Consider the following 19,625-nt stretch of genomic DNA (forward strand, 5'->3'; position numbering starts at 1 on the left):
GCTTGCAATGGCCTGCTCAACCTGCCTTGGCAAGCCTGAAAGCCATTGCTAAAAGCACTTTCTCCGGCATGGACGATGCCGCATCCAAGCCGGCAATCTTCGGCTGAAGGAACATCAGTGCCTGCCAGATGGACGTGTGAATATCGGTCGCGCCGCCCAGATCGACGGCAAGCCCGGGATGGCTTTCCAGATGCGCCACCAGCGTCTCGACCTCTTCGACGCCGCACTTGCCGCTGAGAATGACGGTATGCGGCTCCAGACTGACGGTCATTGGACGAGCTCCTCCAGATTGAGCACCAGCAGCACCTTACCATCGCCGAGCAGAGTTGTTCCGGAAACACCCGGTATATTACGCAGAAGGCCGCTCAGCGGGCGAGTTAAGGTTGCGGCCCTGTCGGCTATGCCGTCCACGGCAATGCCGAGGCGTTCATTACCGACCTGGACGATCAGGACCTTGAGGTCGCCTGCCTTCGCCTGGGCTTGCGGCATCTGCAAAAACTCGCCGAGATAAAGCAGAGGAACTGTCTGATCGCGAAGCACGAAGGCTTGCCCCGCCCTGACCGACTGCACGAGATCGCGGCGCAATCGATGAGTTTCGACGATCTCGTCGATCGGTATGCCATATCGTTCGCTGCCGACCTCCACGACCATCAGCTGCGACATGGAGAAACTGACCGGCAAGCGCAGGGAGAAGACCGTGCCCGCACCAGGGTTGCTAGCGATCTCGACGACCCCGCCGAGTCGGTGAAGCGCGTTTCGAACGGCGTCCAGGCCAACCCCGCGCCCCGATAGATCAGTGACGGCGGAGGCGGTCGAGAAGCCCGGAGCGAAGATAAGCTGCAGCGTCTCCTCGTCGGAAAGCTGCAGCGCGCGGCTTTCCTCGATGAGGCCTTTCGCGACAGCAGCGCTTCGAATACGCGCAGCGTCGACGCCTCTTCCGTCATCGGATAGCTCTATCACCACCTGATCGCCGCGCTGACGTGCCCGCAGGACCAGCCGTCCCCGAGGCGGCTTGGAAGCCGCCAACCGCTCCGCCTCCGGCTCAATGCCATGATCCATGGCATTGCGCACCAGATGAAGCATGGGCTCGAACAAATGCTCAACGATTTCGCGGTCGGCCTCGACTTCCTGTCCTTCGATGATGAAGTCGACCGACTTGCCCAGCCGCGACGCAGTTTCCCGAACCAGCCGTGGAAATCTTCGGAAGGTCTGGTCGAGCGGAATGAGCCGCGCCCGTGTGACAGCGCTATAGAGCGAGCTCACGAGACGGTCTATTTCGTGCTGACTGGCCAGTATAAGACGAGCCAGTCCTTCATTCTCCGCTTCCCGTGCGGTTCGCGCCAGCGGCAGAAGGCCGTTTTTGGCAGTGATCAGCTCGCCAGCTATGCCTAGAAGCGCATCGATCCGCGCTACATCGACCCGCATTGTCATGTTCTGCAGCTCGGGCGCTCCCACGGCTGCTCCGGCTTGAGGTTCGGGTGTGGTCAGCTGGGACGTGCTGCGGGAAGTCAGATCAACGAGACGGACCTGGTCGGGCAGAAGGCGGAAAATCGCTTCAACATCCGCAAGCGGGCTGCCGGACAGCGCCTCGATCACCAGGTTACAGCGAAAGGGATCGTAATCTGCCTTTGACGGCAATGGCTCCTTCAGGAAGACGTCCACATGACGGAGGTCGGAAAGCCGGGCCATGGTGGCGAGAGGATCATCCCCGTGAAAGAAGCATTCCGGATGCGGCTCGTAGCGGATGGCGACGAGATTGCCGCCTTCGGCCATAGAACCTCCGGCATGCTCACGCAGTGCCAGCGCCCAATCGGGAACGGCATCGACCGCAGGCGCTGGGGGCGTCGAAGCTTCGGCCACGCTTCCGACCTTCAGGAGCGCAAGAAGACCGGCCGCCTGCTGGTTCTGCTCGTCGGATAGGCGGCCTGCAACCGTCATGGTATCGAGGTTCCGGTCGATCCACTCGATGACTTCGAGCAATGGATCGATCAGGGCCACATCCACCTCGACATCGCCGGCACGTGCACCGACAAGCAGATCCTCGGCGCAGTGCAAAACAGCCAGTGCAGCACCGAAATCGAAGAGCCCGACCGATCCCTTCAGGGTGTGAATGGCGCGGAACAGGCTTTCCAAGCGCTCCCGATTATTCGGCTCCCGCTCGAGTGCCAGCAGATCATCTGAGGCCTGCTGGATAAGCTCGCGGGCTTCGATCGAGAACTGCAGCATCAGTTCGTCCATCATCGCCCTCCTGCGATCCGGTAGACAATGGCATCCGGAAATCGGACCGGCTCAAACCTTTGGGAAATCCGCGACATGGATTCCGTGTGTCCAAGGCAGATATAACCCTGAGGATCCAGGAGATCGTGAATGTTCTGCACGGCCACCTGCCGTGCTGCATCGTCGAAATAGATGAGCAGGTTGCGGCAGAAGATCACGTCGAATTTGCCGACCGCTGCAAGGCTTTGCCGATCGACGATATTGCCGGGCACGAAGGTCACCGATTCCCGCAGATCGGCGATCAGGCGTCGCTGCGACGAGGTGGTCTCCGGCTCGAAGTAGCGCTCCAAGACATCCGGCGGCAGCTTTGAAAGAGACCTTTGGCCATAATATCCTTCGACGGCCTGCTGCAAGATTGCCGTATCGATGTCCGAGCCAACGATTTCGACATTGTAGGCGTCGACGAGCGGCCAGTTCTCCAGCAGCCAGATGGCGATTGAATACGGCTCCTCTCCACTGGAGCAGGGCATGGACCAGATCCTGATGCGATCGCCGGGCCCTTTGGATCTGATGATAGACGGCAGGATCGAATTGCCGAGGCACGCAAGCTGATGGGATTCACGGTAGAAAAAGGTTTCGTTGACCGTGAAGCTGTTGACCAGAAGCTCGGCTTCCCGCGGGTCACGGCGTAGCGAGACGATATAGCTGCGGGCCGAGGTCATGCCGCTTTGCACAGCAAGATCGGCGACTCGCCTTTCAATGTAGTAGCGCTTGTTTTCCCCGAAGACCATGCCGGTCTTCTTGTAAACAATGGCACATATTTCTTTGAGCTCGCTTGCCGAAAGAGGAAAGGGAGCTGTTTCGGCACTGAGTTTGGGGGGCATTGCCATCAACCGATCCAGCCCACCAGATGGTCGCCGATCTCGTTGAGCGGCCTGATGACGCTCGCGCCATTCAACCGGACGAGTTCGCCCGGCATGCCCCAGACCACGGCGGTCTCTTCCGCTTCGGCTATCGTACGGCCTCCGGAAGCCTTCAGTTCGGCCATGGCAGCTGCGCCGTCATTGCCCATCCCGGTCATCATCACGCCAATGAGATCGCCGGGCGGCACATGCTTCAAGGCCGATTGCACCAAGCGTTCGACGCTTGGATGCCACCGATAGGCAGGACTTTCAGGCGCCACCATCGCCACCAGCGACCCACCTCGTTTCGAGACTAGAATATCGGCATCGCCACGGGCGATATAGATATTGCCTGCTGTAAGCCGCGTCTGGCCCGTCACCTCGGTGACTGTCATTGGACATATCTTGTCAAGCCGACGCGCAAGAGGTCCGGTGAATGATCCGGGCATATGCTGCGCCACGACGACCGGCCAAGGAAAATCGGCCGGTAGCCGGGACAGGACCGCATCCAGCGCTGGCGGCCCACCTGTGGACGTGCCGATCAGAACAAGGCCAGGAACGGAGCTTGCCCCGGGCGACGGTCCGGCAACCGGCCTGCGTACGACAGGTACGCCGCCCTGCGCCATGCGAACCCGTTCCGCCAGACGACGGCTGCGCCTGATCCGCACAGCGGCGGCCAAGCGGACCTTTTCCACTAGCGGAGGTGCCAGTTCATCCATTTTCAGGGAGATAGCGCCGCTCGGCTTGGCTATGAAATCAACGGCCCCGATCTCGAGCGCTGCCAGCGTTTCCTCTGCACCTTCTTCGGTCAAGGAGGAAACCATGACCACCGGACAAGGATGTTCCAGCATGATCCGGTCGAGGCAGGTCAATCCGTCCATTGAGGGCATGTGGATGTCGAGCGTCACGACGTCCGGTTTGAATGTCTGGATGATGTTCAAGGCTTCGGTGCCGTTTCGGGCAAATTCAACCTCGAAATCGCCCTCTGCCACGAAGATCTGGCCGAGCAGTTTGCGCATCAGCGCGGAATCTTCGACGATCAGAAGGCGGATCACGTCGGCGTCACCGCTGTCTTTTCCCTAGCAATCGAGGCGACCACATCCCGTTCGGCCTTGGATAAAAGCTCCTGCGGATTGACGATCAGGACCATGCGTCCTTCGGATTCGAAATGCGCCACACGGTCGAAGACTTCCGTTTCGTCCGAAGAAAATTCCGGCGCTGCGGAAAGTGCCTCGGGGGAAACCGCCTTGACTTCGGATACGCTGTCGACGACGAAGCCGGCCTGCAGCGCACCGATGGTCAGGATGATGGCCCGTGCCTGGCCGCCGCTCTTGGTTTCGGCCAGGTCGAAGCGGGTCCTCTGGTCGATCAGTGGCACCGCCTTTCCGCGCAGGTTAATAACGCCGGACACGAAACTCGGCGCCCCCGGCATCCGCGTGATGTCTTGGGGCACGCGAATGACTTCGTCGACGGCGGCGATCGGCAGGCCATAGGTTTCTTCAGCCAGCCTGAACAACAGGAACTGCTCCAGCGGGGCTCCGCTTTCCGAGGCTGCGGCCATGGTTGACGCTCCAGGCTTTCTTTCGATGACTTGGCTCACCGTCGCATGGCCGAACAGCCTTTCAGGCGACAGGATGGAGATCAGGACGGCGCCATTGTCGATCCGGCCGATCGCATGGATTTCCGCCGTGCCGCGGCCCCTTTGCAGCACCGCAGGCACGGTGTCGATGGCGCTCGGTGGCAGCCGGCGGATCATATCCAGTTCACTCACGACGAGCCCCACCAGTGCCTTGTCGTATTCGATTACTATGATCCGGCTGCCGGCTCCTTCAGGACTTGCGAGCTGCAGTCCGAGAAGGCCGGCAAGCGAGACCACCGGCAGGACAACATCACGCATGGACATCATGCCGAGGACGGCTTCATCCGCATTGGGCACTGCCGCAATCTCGCCGCCCAAGTGCGCAACTTCCCGCACGCTTTCGAGCGGCAGCCCATAGAGTTGCCCGCTAACGCGGAAGGAAAGAAACGTGCTGAGGTCAGCGGAAACCGGACCTGCGGCAGACTGGCTCGCCTCTTGGCCGCGCGCCACCCCTGCCCTTTTTTCGAGCTTGAAAGCACTCTGGAGCGTTTCGTCCAAGTCCAGGACTTTGATTGCGTCGCCGCCCGTTTGCGAGAGCTGCAAAACGTCGTCCACCAGCAGGCCAATTATTCCACTATAGTCGCAAACGATGATCTTGCCGCCGGAAGTTTTCCGCGGCTCCGGATTATGGCTCAGCAATCTTTCCACCGACATGACCGGCAATGGCTGACCACGCAGGTTGACAATCCCGGCGAGCGCCGGCGGGCCGTGAGGCACGCGAGTGATATGCGGCACGGGAAGCACTTCCAGCACCCGCCCCGCGTCAATTGCATGGACCTCCGAGCCAAGCCGGAACAGAAGCCGTCTCTTGCCGTGATCGCTGTCTGGGGGCGATGTCATCCCTTAAAGCCTGGAGACTTGCAGTTCCTCGGCAAGCGAGGCTATCTCTTCGACTGCCGCGGCCAGATCTTCAGCGCCGCGGGACTGTTGCCGCGCTGCGGTTGCTGCCTGTTCAGCCGCAGCACTGGCCTGCTGGGCAACAGCCGCAATCTGCAGCGTCCCCGCCTGGACCTGTTTTGTCGCGACAAGGATGGCCTCGGCGGCATCCAGCACTCCTGTACTACTCTGAACCATGACCTCTATGGCGGCTTCAGCTCCATTCAGCCTGTCGATGATGATGCGGTTTCGGGCAATCTCGGCCTCCGACGTCACGATGATCGATTCCAGTTCGCGCTGCACAGTGGCGATCTGGATGCGGATGGCGCGCACGATGTCCTTGACGCCATCGATATTTTCGCCGGCATCCTGGGCCAACTTTCTAATATCGGTCGAGACGACGGAAAAGCCGCGGCCTGCTTCGCCGGCGCGCGCCGCTTCCACGGAACCGCTGACAGCAAGCATGCTGGTCTGCACCGCGACCAGGATGATGCGATCGACCGTGCGCTCGATTTGAAAACCGATCTCGCCGAGAGCATTCAGTCTCGTCAGCGCATCCCGTGTGTCAGCAAGTGCGCCGGATATTCCGGCGCTGATGGTTTCGAGGCCCGTGCGGTTTTGTTGCAGCAAATCGCGCACTTGGGCGGTTTGGAGCCCCGCCTGCTCGGCACTTGCCCGGACTTGATCGGTACTTCTCTCGATCTGCGCCATGGCGGCATTGGCTTGTTGGGTTGCGGCCGCCTGGGCCTGGGCGCCCCTGCTGATCTGCTCGATGGCGATCAGGATCTGCCCGGCAGCGCCCGAAAGTTCCTGTACGGTCGAGGAAAGCTCCTCTGCGGCGGATGCGACCTCTTCCGCTTGGGAGGAAAGACCTATGTCCGTCATGAGATCATCGGCCAAAGCTGCTAGCGCTTGGGCGGTTTGCTGGCTTTCGTCCAAAGCTGCCGTTTGCTGCTGCACCGCCCGCTGCGCTTCGCTGGCTGCAGCAGACTGCTGCTCGGCCGCGGCCGCGACCGTCTCGGAACCCTTTTGGGCCTCGCGGGTGGCAACTTCCGCTTCAATGGCGGCAACCAGAATGGTCTGGCTGCCTTGTGAGAGCTGGTTGAGGCTTGCGCGGATGGCACCGAGCTCGCCGGCCACTACCTTGCCGACCGTCGTCTGTTCTCTTGCCTTGTCGGCAGCCGACTTGACCAGGTCGGCAATTTCACGGACGCCGCTGACAATTGTTTCGGCATGCTTGGTGACGTCGCGCGAGCTGCGCTCAGCGGTTTCGGCCAGAGCTCGGACCTCGTCTGCAACAACCGCGAAGCCCTTGCCCTCCTCGCCGGCGCGTGCCGCCTCGATCGCCGCATTTAGCGCAAGCAGATTGGTGCGATCGGAAATATCGGCGACGGCAACTGTGGTGGCGCCTATGCTTTCAGCATGAGCCTGCAGATTGTCGATGACAGTAACCGAACCAATTTGACGCGCGGCGTTGGTTTCGATCGCCGTCACCGACCCTTCTATCTGGGCCGCAGAATCAAGAACGATCGCTTGCAGCTCCTCCGTTCTTCGGCGCGCGGCCTCGGCTTCGGCGCGCGTTTCCGAGAAGCGGACCGAGAGATGTGTGGTCGCGGAAAGCGATTCATGGGCGGCACCGGCAGCTTCCTCGGCACCGGACGCGATCTGCTCAAGGGCTCGGCGCAGTTCCTCGGCAGCCGAGGCTGCTTCGGCGACGCCGCTTGCCAATTCTTCCGTTGCCGCACCAATCCGCTCGGCAGCCTTCTGCTGGCGCAGCCGCGAGCGGTCCTGCGACCGGCGGACGACAGCGGTTTTCTCGGCGCCAGGAGCGAGAGGCCCTGCCTTGCTTGCCTTTGCCTTCGCCGCCAGTTGAGAAGTCTTCACGAGCGCCATCGGATGTCCATCATTTTGATTGGCCTGACTGGTTGAAATGCCGCAAGTTGCGATCATGCATAACCAAGGCTGCTGAGATTGCCGAATTGTATGGCGCAAAGGCCAACCCAAATCAATGATGGCTCCATCCGTCTTCGCATTACGGTTACCTTGAGGCTGACGCCGGCAAAGGGGCCGGTTCTTGAAGAGGTTTCACGATCAGCGAACACATGTCGCTCCGGTCGATACCGACGCAGAAACGTCGCAAGCTGCCACGCAAGATAAAGAGATGACCGCACTGCCAGCTCCCGAGCAGCAAATTGCGCCTCCGTCAGCATGTCAGGGAACGAAAATCGACGCACGGGGTTGACGGACCGCAAAGATAATAATGAATCAGGAGCTCATCATGGGTCGCGGTATTCTTCTCTGGCTGCTTGGCATTCCATTGCCGATCATCATTCTGCTCGTTCTCTTCATGCGTTGAGGGGAACTCAGATGGCGTTCACAACATCAAGCGGGACATCGGCCTTGCCGGTCGAGTCCTCGAAATCGGCGATTAGCTGGGGCCCAATTATTGGCGGCGCAGCGTCAGCCATCGGCGTCACGCTGATCCTCGTCATGTTCGGCTCCGGCCTGGGTCTGACGATGATTTCCCCATGGTCGGATCAGAGCAGCTCCGCTGAAACGGTGGGGCTCAGCGCCGCTATCTGGCTCGTCGTCGTGCAATGGCTTTCGGCTGCTCTCGGCGGCTACCTGACGGGACGCCTGAGAACGAAGTGGGCAGCGGTCCATACGGACGAAGTCTTCTTTCGCGACACCGCACATGGCTTCGTCACCTGGGCGATTGCTACCATCATCGTGGCGGGCTTCCTTACGTCTTCGCTGACATCTCTTGCCGGTGCTGGCGCCTCTGCTGTCGGAACAGCAGCACAGACGGCAGGGATTGCGGGATCCGCTGCAGCGGCCTCATCCAGCGATGACACGTCGAGCAACCCAGCCACGGGCTACTTCACCGATGCTCTTCTTCGTCCGCAGCAGATCTCTGCCCGCGCCGAAACAGACAATGGTGCCGCCACGGCTGAAATCTCCCGCATTCTCGCCAATGGTGCAACAGCCGGCGGCGTGCCGGAAGAAGACAAGGCTTATATGGCTGGCATCGTCGCTGCCCGTACCGGCCTTTCTCCGGAGGAAGCCAGAGGCCGTGTCGATGGCGTCCTGAAGCGGGTAGAAGACGCCAAGAATGCTGCCCAGCAGGCAGCCGACGAAGCTCGCAAGGCAGCCGCGACCACGGCCCTGATCGGCTCGCTCTCGCTGCTGGTCGGCGCTTTCATCTCCTGCGCAGCGGCAGCCTTGGGCGGCCGGCAGAGAGACGAAGAAGAAGACCTGCTGATCACCCGGGTCTGATTTCAGCCAATACCGAAAAGGGGCGCACAGGCGCCCCTTTTTTTGAGTCTCTTTCCTCGGCATCGGTCGGCTAGCCCATTGTCATTGCCGCATAAAAGGCGCATGATGAAGGCTTCAGCAGCCATTTAAAGGGCACTGCTGCTCGGGGCCGCAACCTCGGCCCCAAGGAAAGGAGGACGCCATGTCTTCCGAAATGAACGCACCCATAACATCCCGCAATCTGGTCCGCATCAGCGGATACGGATATCGCGAAAGCATACAGATCCAGCAGTCCCTCAACAGTAGCTTGGGCGACGTGCTCCCGGTGGGCCTGATCGGGGCGAACCTGACGTTGTCACGGTTCGGCAGCGCCCACCTGAAAAGGATGAACACCGCTCCATCAACAGGCGTTCGTCTCGACTGACGTTGTGCCGGGTTAAGCGAGTTGCGGTTCGTTGTGCCTGCTGTCACAGAGTTACAGCCGCATTCGTTCTTGGCCCGGCGCGGCGCGCACAGATCACAGCAGTTCGACATAGTGTCGTCAGCAATGGGAGATCGACATGGCAAAAGGCCAAGTACGCAGCAATCGCGAAACTCGAAAACCGAAGAAGGACAAGGCCGCCGCTGCGGCGCCCGCGACTTTGGGCTCGCAAGTTAAACTTGCCGGCGGGACAGAGCCGGGAAAGAAGAAATAGCAAAAATGGGGCGGCGCCACTCTGGCCCGCCGCACGTGCCTCTGGAACAGAGCATCCGCATTCAAACGGATTGCGGGTGCATCCATTCGTGATTGCGGCACCAGCCAGCTGCAAAGCCTTTACCTGCGGCTTTGCAGCTATGCTTCCTGGGTAGTTTCGGCCGGCTGAGGCCGCGGAATGAACAGACAGGCCGGCACGATCAGGACCGCAATCACCAGCATGACCACGAAGGTTGCGTGCAAGGCTTGCTGCAGCGCGAGGCGGACCGCTTCGCCGTCTGCCAGAGCCGTGGCAGTTCCATCCAGCAGGCCGCGCAGTTGTTCCGGTGTGATCGGCTGGCCATTTGTCGAGTGCGCCAGGCCATAGGTCAGGACAGCACCCAATACAGCGGCGCCGAGCGTGCTTCCCAGATTGCGCGAAAAGACATTGGATGCCGTCGCACTGCCACGTTGCGACCAGCTGACGCTTTCCTGAGTGAGAATCAGCGCACCGATATTCAGCAATCCCATGCCGATGCCCATGACCAGAGATCCCGCACCAGCGAGAATCGGCGAGCTGGAGGGGGACAGCAGGACAAGAAAGATCGTCCCCAACGGAATGAGGAAAGCCCCGGCCAGCATGATCGGCCGCAGGCCGAACCGTGGGAACTGGCGGGAAGCCACGGTCGCCCCGAAGGGCCAGCCGAGGAGCAGCATGGTCAGCGCGAAGCCAGCCACTAGCGGCGAGCGGTTGAGAACCGTCTGGACATACATGGGCAGAAAGGTCGTCAGCCCCATGATCGACATGCTGGCCAGGAAAACCGAGACATTGGCGAAAGCGATCGGCCGTTGCAGCCAGAGATCCGGCGCCACCATCGGCGCTTCGGCGCGCCGCTCCTGCCAAAGGAAGCCGGCAAGCGCGACCACGAAGACCACTGCTGCAATCAATGTATAGGTGGATGTGGCACTTTCCATTTCGGTCAAGGCGATCATCAAGGCGGAAATGGCGATGGCGAAGAGGCCTGCGCCAAGTACGTCGATCGACACGGAGCGCGTCTGCTTTTCCTCATGCAGGAACAGCATGAAGCCCAAAGCGGCCAGCAGGCCGACCGGAACATTGATCCAGAAGATCCAGGCCCACGGAAGATTGTGGATGATGACGCTGCCCAAAAGCGGCCCGACCACGGCTGAAAGCGCCCAGACGCTGGCGAGATAGCCCTGCACCTTGCCGCGCTGGTTGCCGGGAAAAAGATCGGCGACCACGGTCATGGCGACCGGCTGGATGGCGCCGGCGCCAATGCCCTGCAGCAGCCGGAACACGATCATCGAAGGCATCGACCAGGCAAATCCGGCAAGCACGGAGGCGGCGAGAAAGAGGCCTATGCCGAGCAGGATCATCGGCTTGCGACCGTAGATATCGGAAAGCTTGCCGAAAACGACGGTCATGGCCGTCTGGCTCAGCAGAAAGGCGGAGAAAACCCAGCTGTAAAGATTGATCTGGCCGAGTTGTGCAGCGATCTGCGGCATGGCAGTCGAGACAATCGTCGCCTCAATGGCGATCATCGCCATGCTGGCCATGACCGCGACGACCACCAGCCCGCGATGAGAAGTTTTATCTGTCATGGAGGATCCAAGGCGCGAGCGCGCCATACGGGGGAATCGGCGGTCAAACGGCCGTCAGCACATATCAGCTCGTACTAACCATCGGAGCCCGAAGGTCAAGCAGGAAGTTGATAGACGTCAAATCAAAGGCGGCGACTATCCAAGCAGCCGCCATCGATCCTGTCACGCGTCCTGCCGCTCATCGGCTTCGTGCAGCCGGTAGCCGACACCCGTCTCGGTAAGGAGATACTGCGGCTGGTCCGGCGTCTTTTCGATCTTCTGGCGCAGCTGGCGCACATAAACGCGCAGATACTGAACATCGGTAAGACCATCCCAGACATGCTCCAGCAGGAAGCGGTGGGTCAGCACTTTGCCTGCATGCTGCACTAGGATGCGCAGAATATCGTATTCCTTCGGCGACAGCTTCACTTCCCGGCCCGCCACCCTGACGATGCGTTTGACAAGATCGACCGATAAATCACCTGTCTGGAAGATGGGTTTTTCGCCCTGTGCCTGCAGCCTATGGCGCAACGCCACCCGGATGCGGGCAACGAGCTCGTTCATGCCGAAAGGTTTCGTGACATAATCGTCGGCGCCGAGTTCGAGCGCCTTGACGATGCCCGCCTCATCGGTCCGGCTGGACAGGATGACGATCGGCAGGTCGAGCCCCTCGCTCCGCCACCTGGCCAGGAGATCGTGGCCTGGCATATCCGGCAGGCCGAGGTCGAGGATAATGAGGTCAGGCTTGTCGGCCCTGGCGAGCTCGATCGCCACTTTGGCGTTCATCGCCTCGCTGATCGCATAATTCTGCGTTGAGAGGCCGACGCGCAGCAGCTTGCGGATCGGCGGTTCGTCGTCGACGATCAAAATGCGCACCGCAGTCGTGGTCATTGATGTTCTCCCAACGGGGGTGGCGCCGCCGGAACCGGCATGCGGATGGTGAAGACTGCGCCGGACGCATTCAAGCCATAGGCCGAGCGGTTGGCTGCCCGGACCGTGCCGCCCATGGCTTCGACGAAACCGCGGCAGATGGACAGGCCGAGCCCCGTGCCCGCCTGAACATGATCGCCTTTCCGGACCCGGTAGAAGCTGTCGAATATGCGCTCGAGGTCGTCGGGCGGGATGCCCGGTCCCTCGTCCATGACCGAAAACAGGACAGCGCCGCCGTCACGCCAGCCGCGGATGGTGATCAAGCTGCCCTCTGGCGCGTATTTTGCAGCATTGTCAATGAGGTTGAAAAAGACCTGCTCGAAGAGGACCGGATCGACCTTCAGCATCGGCAGGTCGGGCGCAATGGCAATATCGAGCCTGTGAGCGGCGATGATCTTGACCGCGCGGCTGAGCGCCGTGCCGACGATATCGCCGGCGAAGTGGTAGGCGTAATTCGGCTCCATGGCGCCCGAGCCGATGCGCGTCATGTCGAGCAGATTGGCGATAAAGCGATTGAGGCGCTCGGATTCATCGATCACCGTGGTCAGCAGTTCGGCGCGGGCATCCTCCGGAATGTCCGCGCCGAAGTCCCTCAGCGTACCGGCCGAACCCATGATGGCCGCCAGCGGTGTTTTCAGGTCGTGGGAGATCGAGGTCAGCAGCGCGGTGCGCAGGCGGTCGGTCTCGGCGGCGAGTTTCGCCTTATCAACGTCGGAAACCAGTTGAATACGCTCGATCGCCAATGCCGCCTGATCGGCCAGGGCGTCGAACAGCCGCTGCTGATCGGGTGTCAGCAGCGGTCCTTGACGATCGTTGTCGAGACCGATGACGCCGACCGCCTCGCGGCCGGTGCGCAGCGGCAGATAAAGGCGCTTTGCTCCCGGTAGCGTGTCGGCAGCGCGGCCTGCGGGACGATTGTGCTCCCAGGCCCATTTGGCGGCGGCGATATCGGCGTCCACCAGCGTATCGTCGGGCGGATAGCCGGCCTTGACCGCAATCGTATCGCCTTCCGGCAGAAGGATGACGACACGCAGCTTCAGCATGGAGGCGATCTGGAAGGCAGTCGCCCAAAGCACGTCATCCAGCGTTCCCGTCCCGGCGAGCTTCTTGGAGAAAAGGTAAAGGTCCTCGGTCGTGCGTGCCCGGTGGCGGGCGGCGGCGGCCTGTCGCTGAACGGCCGCGGTGAGGTTCGATGCGACAACGGCAACACCGAGGTAGAAGAACAGCGCCACAAGGCTTTCCGGGTCCTGCACCGTGAACGTGTAGCGTGGATCGAGGAAAAAGAAGTTGAAGGACAGCGCCCCAAGAACGGAGGCGAACAGACCCGGACCCAGCCCGCCCCGCACCGCGGCCGCGAGGACGGCCATGAGGAACACCAGGGCCAGATTGCGCACATCCAGCGTCTGATCGAGAAAGTAGCCGACCAGAACGGCAAGCACGACGAATATGCCGCTCTTGACATAAGGTTTGATCCTGACCGGCGTCGGGGCTGGCGCTGTCTTGACGCCGCGGAGCGGCTCACCCTCATTCGCATTGCCGGATATGACATGGACGCTGATGTCCCCCGCATGGCGGATCAGCTCGTGGGTGACCGAGCCCTGCAGGATCTGCCGCCAGCGGGGTTTTCCCGGCCGACCGACGATGATGTGGGTGAAGTTGTTGGCATTGGCATAAGCGATGATATCCCGCGACGGATGAAGCGCCGGCAAAGTGACCGTTTCAGCCCCGAGTTGCTGGGCAAGCCGCATATTGGCGGCAAGGCGATCCTTCTCGTCGTCGGAAAGGCTGATCGATTGCGGTGTTTCGAGATGCAGCACCGCCCAGGGTGCGCGCAGCCGATCGGCCTGCCGACGGGCATAGCGCACGAGGCTGGCGCCATTGCGGCCATGGTCGAGACAGACCAGGAGCCGCTCGCCTGCCGCCCAGGGTCCGGAGATCGCATGGGCTTGCATATGGTGCAGGAGCTGCTCGTCGACCCTTTGCGCGGTGCGCCTCAGCGCCAGTTCGCGCAACGCCGTCAGATTGCCGGGCGAAAAATAGTTCTCAACCGCCCGCCGCGCTGTTTGCGGCACATAAACCTTGCCGTCCTTCAGCCGCTTGATCAGATCATCGGGGGTGATGTCGATGATCTCGACGTCGTCGGCCTGATCGATGACCAGGTCGGGTACCGTCTCGCGCACCCGAACGCGGGTGATCTGCGCCACTACGTCATTGAGGCTCTCGACATGCTGGATGTTGAGCGTCGAATAGACGTCGATGCCCTGGGATAGGATTTCCTGCACATCCATATATCGCTTGGGATGACGGCTGCCGGCGGCGTTGGTGTGGGCAAGCTCGTCGACCAGAACGAGAGCCGGACGACGCGCGAGAATGGCATCGAGGTCCATTTCATCCAGATTCTGGCCCCGATAGTCGATCAACCTGCGTGGGACGATCTCGAAGCCCCGGATCAGTGCCTCCGTTTCCTGGCGGCCATGCGTTTCCACCACGCCGATCACGACATCCAGACCGTCTGCTTTGCGCGCGCGGCCCGACATCAGCATTTCATAGGTTTTGCCGACGCCCGGCGCCGCACCCAGGAAAATCTTCAGCCGACCTTGAGACTCGCGTGTCGCATGCTCGAGCAGCGCGTCCGGCGATGGCCTGGTGTCGATCTCACGGCCGTTTTCTCGGTGGGCGTCGGGCATGCGGTACCTTTATCCCGGAAGGGAAAGCTGCGGCCATGGCAATCATGATCGCAGCCATTTCAGATCAGGAGCGGCCCGCGTCAAGGGCCATGTTCAAGGCAAGCACATTGACCACGGGTTCGCCGAGGAAGCCGAGTTCGCGGCCTTCCACATGCTGCTCCACCAGCGCACGGACCGCAGCCTCATCCATGTTACGCGCCTTGGCAACGCGCGGCACCTGATAGAAAGCGGCTTCTGGCGAGATATGCGGATCCAGCCCGCTGCCGGAGGCGGTGACAAGATCAATCGGCACATCCGCACCGGGATTGGCAGCCTTTTCAGTCTCGGTCGAAGTCTTGACCCGATCGATCAGTTTCTGGCTGGTGGGTCCGAGATTGGAACCGGACGAGGCGGCCGCATTGTAGCCGTCGCCGGCGGCCGAGGGGCGACCGTGGAAATACGTCTCACCGGCAAAGGCCTGGCCGATCAGCGTGGAACCGACCACTTGGCCTTGCTTCTCGATCAGGCTGCCATTGGCTTGGCTCGGAAAGACGCTTTGGGCAATTCCGGTCATGGCGAAGGGGTAGACGAGGCCGGTAATGATCGTCATGGCAATGATCATCACCAAGGCGGGACGAAGTTGTTTCAGCATGGAATTCACTCCTTAAGCGAGGCCAATGGCGGTGATGACCACATCGATCGCCTTGATGCCGATGAAGGGCACAAGGATGCCGCCGAGGCCGTAAATCAGCAGGTTGCGGGACAACAGGGCTCCGGCGCCGACGGCGCGGTATTTGACGCCCCGCAGGGATAGCGGGATCAGCGCGATGATGATCAGCGCGTTGAAGATGATGGCCGACAGGATCGCGCTCTGCGGCGTGGCCAGCCCCATGATGTTCAAGACGCCGAGCTGCGGGTAGAAAGCCAGGAACATTGCCGGGATGATGGCAAAGTATTTGGCAATATCATTGGCGATCGAGAACGTCGTCAGGGCGCCGCGGGTCATCAGGAGTTGCTTGCCGATCTCGACGATCTCGATGAGCTTTGTCGGGTCGCTGTCGAGATCGACCATATTGCCGGCCTCGCGGGCAGCAACCGTGCCGGTGTTCATGGCAACGCCGACATCGGCCTGGGCGAGTGCCGGCGCATCATTGGTGCCATCGCCGCACATGGCCACAAGCTTGCCCTTGGCCTGTTCCTCGCGGATCAGTGACAGCTTGTTTTCCGGTGTCGCCTGGGCAAGAAAGTCGTCCACCCCGGCTTCGGCCGCAATGGCCGCCGCCGTCATTGGGTTGTCCCCAGTGATCATCACCGTCCGGATACCCATACGGCGCAGTTCCGCGAAACGTTCCCGGATGCCGCCCTTGACGATATCCTTGAGCTGGATGACGCCAAGCAGTTTTCCATCCCGTGCGACTGCCAGCGGCGTGCTGCCGGCCTTGGCGATCTCCTCGGCAATCGCCTGCAGTTCCCCAACCACATCGGATTGCGGCCGAGCAGCGATCATCGCATTGCCGGCAAGTGCAGGAGCACCCGGCTCGACATAGGAAAGCACCGCATCAACGGCACCTTTGCGGATCTGCGACCCATCGAGATCGACGCCGCTCATGCGGGTCTGGGCGGTGAAGGGAACGAAGGTCGCCTTGAGCCCTGCCATGTCGCGACCGCGGATCGCGTACTGCTCCTTGGCGAGCACGACGATCGAGCGCCCTTCCGGTGTTTCGTCGGCAAGCGAGGCGAGTTGTGCCGCGTCGGCGAGATCCTGTTCCGAAACGCCGCGCACCGGCCGGAACGAGGTTGCCTGACGATTGCCGAGCGTGATCGTGCCGGTCTTGTCGAGCAGCAGCGTATCGACGTCGCCAGCCGCCTCGACCGCACGGCCGGACATGGCGAGCACGTTGAAGCGCACGAGGCGGTCCATGCCGGCAATGCCGATCGCCGACAGAAGCGCGCCGATCGTGGTGGGGATCAGCGTCACGAACAGCGCGACCAGCACGATGATAGGGATCGAGCCGCCGGCATAGGAGGCAAAACTGGGGATCGTTGCGGTGGCGAGCACGAAGATCAGCGTCATCCCCGCCAACAGGATGTTGAGGGCGATCTCGTTCGGCGTCTTCTGGCGTTCGGCACCTTCGACCAGCGAGATCATGCGGTCGATGAAGGTCGAGCCGGCGGCGGCGGTGATGCGCACCCGGATCCAGTCCGAGAGAACCTGTGTGCCGCCCGTCACGGCCGATCGGTCGCCGCCGGATTCGCGGATCACCGGCGCGCTCTCACCGGTAATGGCCGCCTCGTTGACGGAAGCGACGCCTTCGATGACTTCGCCGTCGGACGGGATGATGTCGCCGGCCTCGACGAGCACGACGTCGTTGACCTTGAGGCTGGTCCCCGGCACCTGCTTGTACTGCGTGCGATCGCTGCCGGTCAGCAGCTTGGCCTGAGTTTCGGTGCGGGTCCTTCGCAGCGATTCCGCCTGCGCCTTGCCACGGCCTTCCGCAACGGCTTCGGCGAAATTGGCAAACAATACGGTGAACCAAAGCCAGATGTTGATCTGCAGCGAAAAGCCCAGGTTTTCGCCACCCAGGATCAGGTCCCGGAGGAAGAGCACCGTGGTCAGCACGGAAACCGTCGCCACGACGAACATGACCGGGTTGCGAGAAAGCGTCCGGGGGTCGAGCTTGGCGAAGGCTGCGCCGACGGCGGGAACGAGGATGCGACTATCCATGATACTCGCGGACTTGGATTGGCTCATAAGAGACTCCAGCTTGAGAGGATGCGGCGTGACGACGAGCCTTGAGCCGTTCGGTCAGCCGGGAAGAATTTCGATGGCGCAGATGGCGGCGAACAATCCAACCATCATCGTGAGGATGACATTGGAGGCGCACCACCTCCTGGTCGCCTTGTCTCGCTTTCGCGAGGCAAGGCTGGACTGACTGCGGAGCGACTGACGGATGCTCATGGTCTTTCCTTAAAAAGTCTGTCCGGCGATCATGACCAGGTGTTCGACAACGGGGCCGAGTGCCAGAGCCGGCATGAAGGTGAGCCCGCCAACGATCAGGATTGTGCCAACCAGAAGTCCTACGAAAAGCGGGCCGTCGGTTGGAAAGGTTCCAGCCGAAGCGGGGACCGTCTTCTTGGCGATGAGCGACCCGGCAATGGCGAGCGCCGGAATAATGACCAGGAAGCGGCCCATCAGCATGCTAAGCCCGAGCGTGACATTGTACCAGGGCGTATTGCCGGTCAGCCCGCCGAAGGCCGAGCCGTTGTTAGCCGCCGCCGACGTATACGCGTAAAGGATTTCGGAAAAGCCGTGCGGTCCGGCTGTGCCGATTGAGGCGACCGCGGAAGGAAGCACCGTGGCAATGGCCGTGAAGATCAACATGGCGAGCGGCAGGCAGAGGATGGCAAGCACGGCCATCTTCATCTCCTTTGCCTCGATCTTCTTGCCGAGATATTCCGGCGTGCGGCCGACCATCAGGCCTGCCACGAAAATGGCGATGATGATGAAGAGCACGATGCCATAAAAGCCTGCGCCAACGCCGCCGACGATGACCTCGCCGAGCTGCATGTTGATGAGCGGGATCAGGCCGCCGAGCGCCGTGAACGACCCGTGCATGGCATTGACTGCCCCGCAGGAGGCCGCCGTGGTGATGACCGCAAACAGCGAGGACATGGCGATGCCGAAGCGGGTTTCCTTGCCTTCCATATTGCCGCCCATAAGGCCCAGCTGGTGCATGAATGGGTTGCCGGAGGCTTCTGCCCAATACACAACGCCGACGCCGGTGATGAACAGCAGGCCCATGGCAGCAAGGATTGCCCAACCCTGGCGCTGGTTGCCGACCATACGGCCGAACACATTGGTGAAGGCGGCGCCGATCGCGAAGATCGAGACCATCTGGATCATATTGGAGATGTTGTCGGGATTCTCGAAGGGATGCGCCGAGTTGGCGTTGAAGAAGCCGCCGCCATTGGTGCCGAGCATCTTGATGGCCAGCTGCGAGGCGACCGGGCCAACAGCGATCGTCTGCCTGGCGCCTTCGATCGTCGTGGCTTCCACGTAAGGACCAAATGTCTGCGGCACGCCGAGCCAGACATAGACCAGGGTCAGCAGGATGCAGGCTGGCAGAAGCACATAAAGCGTGCCGCGGGCCATATCGACCCAGAAATTGCCGATGGTTTTCTTGCCGCTCAGCCCGACTGTACCTGATGTACCCGACGCGCCGGAAAAAGCGCGGATGAGGCCTATCGCGATCGCCATGCCGGTTGCCGCCGAGAGGAAGTTCTGGACGGTAAAGCCTGCCATCTGGGTGAGATAGGACATGGTGCTTTCACCGCCGTAATTCTGCCAGTTGGTGTTGGAAACGAAACTGACGGCCGTGTTAAAGGAAAGCTCCGGCGGCACGGCCGCCATGCCGGCTGGGTTCAGGGGCAGGATGTCCTGGAACCTTAGCAGCAGATAGAGAACCAGCGTGCCGAAGAGGTTGAACATCAAAAGCGCGAAAGCATAGGCGGTCCAGTGCTGACTTTCACGCTCACTGGTGCCGGCTAATGCGTAGAGGCCCCGTTCGATCGGAACGAGGACCGGCGATAAAATTGTGCGCTCGCCCGAAAAGACGCGCGTCATATAGGCGCCGAGCGGTTTGACGAGCACCAGGACGATCCCGCAGAAAACGAGGATCTGTAGCCATCCATTGAGGGTCATTGGGAGTAACTTTCAAAACCCGGCTGCTTGGCAGCAAGCGCCGGCCGCGATTAGAGCGTTCCGGTTAGAAGCGTTCTGGGCGAATGAGCGCATAGGTCAGGTAGGCCGTCAGGAAGACGGTCACGGCGCCGCTCAAGAGATAATCGAACAACATGGGCGCGCT

At 61.3% G+C, this 19,625-nt stretch carries 17 protein-coding genes; 3 read left to right on the top strand and 14 right to left on the bottom strand.

Going from position 1 to position 19,625, the window contains the following annotated elements:
* Positions 1 to 16: 16 nt before the first annotated feature.
* The 6 genes from E2F50_RS12210 to E2F50_RS12235 are packed head-to-tail and all read right to left on the bottom strand — an operon-like array spanning position 17 to position 7,527.
* Positions 17 to 271, bottom strand: a complete 255-nt coding sequence (locus tag E2F50_RS12210) for a hypothetical protein (RefSeq protein ID WP_133316452.1) — start codon at positions 269 to 271, stop codon at positions 17 to 19.
* A complete protein-coding gene (locus E2F50_RS12215) occupies positions 268 to 2,238 on the bottom strand; it encodes a chemotaxis protein CheA (RefSeq protein ID WP_133316453.1) in 1,971 nt (656 codons plus the stop codon). Before E2F50_RS12215 ends, E2F50_RS12210 begins: the two co-directional genes overlap by 4 nt.
* Positions 2,238 to 3,107, bottom strand: coding sequence for a CheR family methyltransferase (locus tag E2F50_RS12220; protein ID WP_133316454.1), 870 nt, complete (start codon positions 3,105 to 3,107; stop codon positions 2,238 to 2,240). Before E2F50_RS12220 ends, E2F50_RS12215 begins: the two co-directional genes overlap by 1 nt.
* Positions 3,107 to 4,174, bottom strand: a complete 1,068-nt coding sequence (locus E2F50_RS12225) for a protein-glutamate methylesterase/protein-glutamine glutaminase (RefSeq protein ID WP_133316455.1) — start codon at positions 4,172 to 4,174, stop codon at positions 3,107 to 3,109. Before E2F50_RS12225 ends, E2F50_RS12220 begins: the two co-directional genes overlap by 1 nt.
* The gene (locus E2F50_RS12230) at positions 4,171 to 5,598 is read right to left on the bottom strand and encodes a chemotaxis protein CheW (protein WP_133316456.1); all 1,428 of its coding nucleotides are present in this window, start codon (positions 5,596 to 5,598) and stop codon (positions 4,171 to 4,173) included. Before E2F50_RS12230 ends, E2F50_RS12225 begins: the two co-directional genes overlap by 4 nt.
* A 3-nt stretch (positions 5,599 to 5,601) precedes the next feature.
* Positions 5,602 to 7,527: a methyl-accepting chemotaxis protein gene (locus E2F50_RS12235; protein WP_133316457.1), complete on the bottom strand. Its 1,926-nt coding sequence runs from the start codon at positions 7,525 to 7,527 to the stop codon at positions 5,602 to 5,604.
* A gap of 474 nt (positions 7,528 to 8,001) precedes the next feature.
* On the opposite strand from E2F50_RS12235, the gene E2F50_RS12240 reads away from it, so the two are divergent.
* The 3 genes from E2F50_RS12240 to E2F50_RS23545 all read left to right on the top strand — a co-directional run bounded on the left by E2F50_RS12240 (position 8,002) and on the right by E2F50_RS23545 (position 9,584).
* Positions 8,002 to 8,910 (top strand): hypothetical protein, encoded by a 909-nt coding sequence (locus E2F50_RS12240; RefSeq protein WP_133316458.1) that lies wholly within the window; start codon positions 8,002 to 8,004, stop codon positions 8,908 to 8,910.
* Between the two features lie 181 nt (positions 8,911 to 9,091).
* The gene (locus E2F50_RS12245; RefSeq protein ID WP_133316459.1) at positions 9,092 to 9,313 is read left to right on the top strand and encodes a hypothetical protein; all 222 of its coding nucleotides are present in this window, start codon (positions 9,092 to 9,094) and stop codon (positions 9,311 to 9,313) included.
* Positions 9,314 to 9,449: 136 nt separating this feature from the next.
* Positions 9,450 to 9,584 carry a hypothetical protein gene (locus E2F50_RS23545; protein ID WP_281029202.1) on the top strand — a complete coding sequence of 45 codons (135 nt, stop codon included), beginning with the start codon at positions 9,450 to 9,452 and terminating at the stop codon, positions 9,582 to 9,584.
* A gap of 137 nt (positions 9,585 to 9,721) precedes the next feature.
* Here E2F50_RS23545 and E2F50_RS12250 read toward each other — a convergent pair whose 3' ends face one another.
* The 8 genes from E2F50_RS12250 to kdpF all read right to left on the bottom strand — a co-directional run bounded on the left by E2F50_RS12250 (position 9,722) and on the right by kdpF (position 19,616).
* The gene (locus E2F50_RS12250; protein ID WP_133316460.1) at positions 9,722 to 11,185 is read right to left on the bottom strand and encodes an MDR family MFS transporter; all 1,464 of its coding nucleotides are present in this window, start codon (positions 11,183 to 11,185) and stop codon (positions 9,722 to 9,724) included.
* A 162-nt stretch (positions 11,186 to 11,347) separates the two neighbouring features.
* Positions 11,348 to 12,055, bottom strand: coding sequence for a response regulator transcription factor (locus E2F50_RS12255; RefSeq protein WP_133316461.1), 708 nt, complete (start codon positions 12,053 to 12,055; stop codon positions 11,348 to 11,350).
* Positions 12,052 to 14,781 carry a sensor histidine kinase gene (locus E2F50_RS12260; protein ID WP_133316462.1) on the bottom strand — a complete coding sequence of 910 codons (2,730 nt, stop codon included), beginning with the start codon at positions 14,779 to 14,781 and terminating at the stop codon, positions 12,052 to 12,054. Before E2F50_RS12260 ends, E2F50_RS12255 begins: the two co-directional genes overlap by 4 nt.
* A gap of 64 nt (positions 14,782 to 14,845) precedes the next feature.
* On the bottom strand, positions 14,846 to 15,412 hold the full coding sequence (gene kdpC / locus E2F50_RS12265) for a potassium-transporting ATPase subunit KdpC (protein WP_133316463.1): 567 nt from the start codon (positions 15,410 to 15,412) through the stop codon (positions 14,846 to 14,848).
* 12 nt (positions 15,413 to 15,424) lie between these two features.
* On the bottom strand, positions 15,425 to 17,512 hold the full coding sequence (gene kdpB / locus E2F50_RS12270; RefSeq protein WP_133316464.1) for a potassium-transporting ATPase subunit KdpB: 2,088 nt from the start codon (positions 17,510 to 17,512) through the stop codon (positions 15,425 to 15,427).
* A 54-nt stretch (positions 17,513 to 17,566) separates the two neighbouring features.
* Positions 17,567 to 17,719, bottom strand: a complete 153-nt coding sequence (locus tag E2F50_RS22950) for a hypothetical protein (RefSeq protein WP_161974123.1) — start codon at positions 17,717 to 17,719, stop codon at positions 17,567 to 17,569.
* A gap of 9 nt (positions 17,720 to 17,728) precedes the next feature.
* Positions 17,729 to 19,462: a potassium-transporting ATPase subunit KdpA gene (kdpA, locus tag E2F50_RS12275; protein ID WP_133316465.1), complete on the bottom strand. Its 1,734-nt coding sequence runs from the start codon at positions 19,460 to 19,462 to the stop codon at positions 17,729 to 17,731.
* 64 nt (positions 19,463 to 19,526) lie between these two features.
* Positions 19,527 to 19,616: a K(+)-transporting ATPase subunit F gene (kdpF, locus tag E2F50_RS12280; RefSeq protein ID WP_133316466.1), complete on the bottom strand. Its 90-nt coding sequence runs from the start codon at positions 19,614 to 19,616 to the stop codon at positions 19,527 to 19,529.
* Positions 19,617 to 19,625 lie beyond the last annotated feature (9 nt).

This window comes from Rhizobium deserti, from assembly GCF_004358025.1.
In the GTDB taxonomy this organism is placed as follows: Bacteria; Pseudomonadota; Alphaproteobacteria; order Rhizobiales; family Rhizobiaceae; genus Neorhizobium; species Neorhizobium deserti.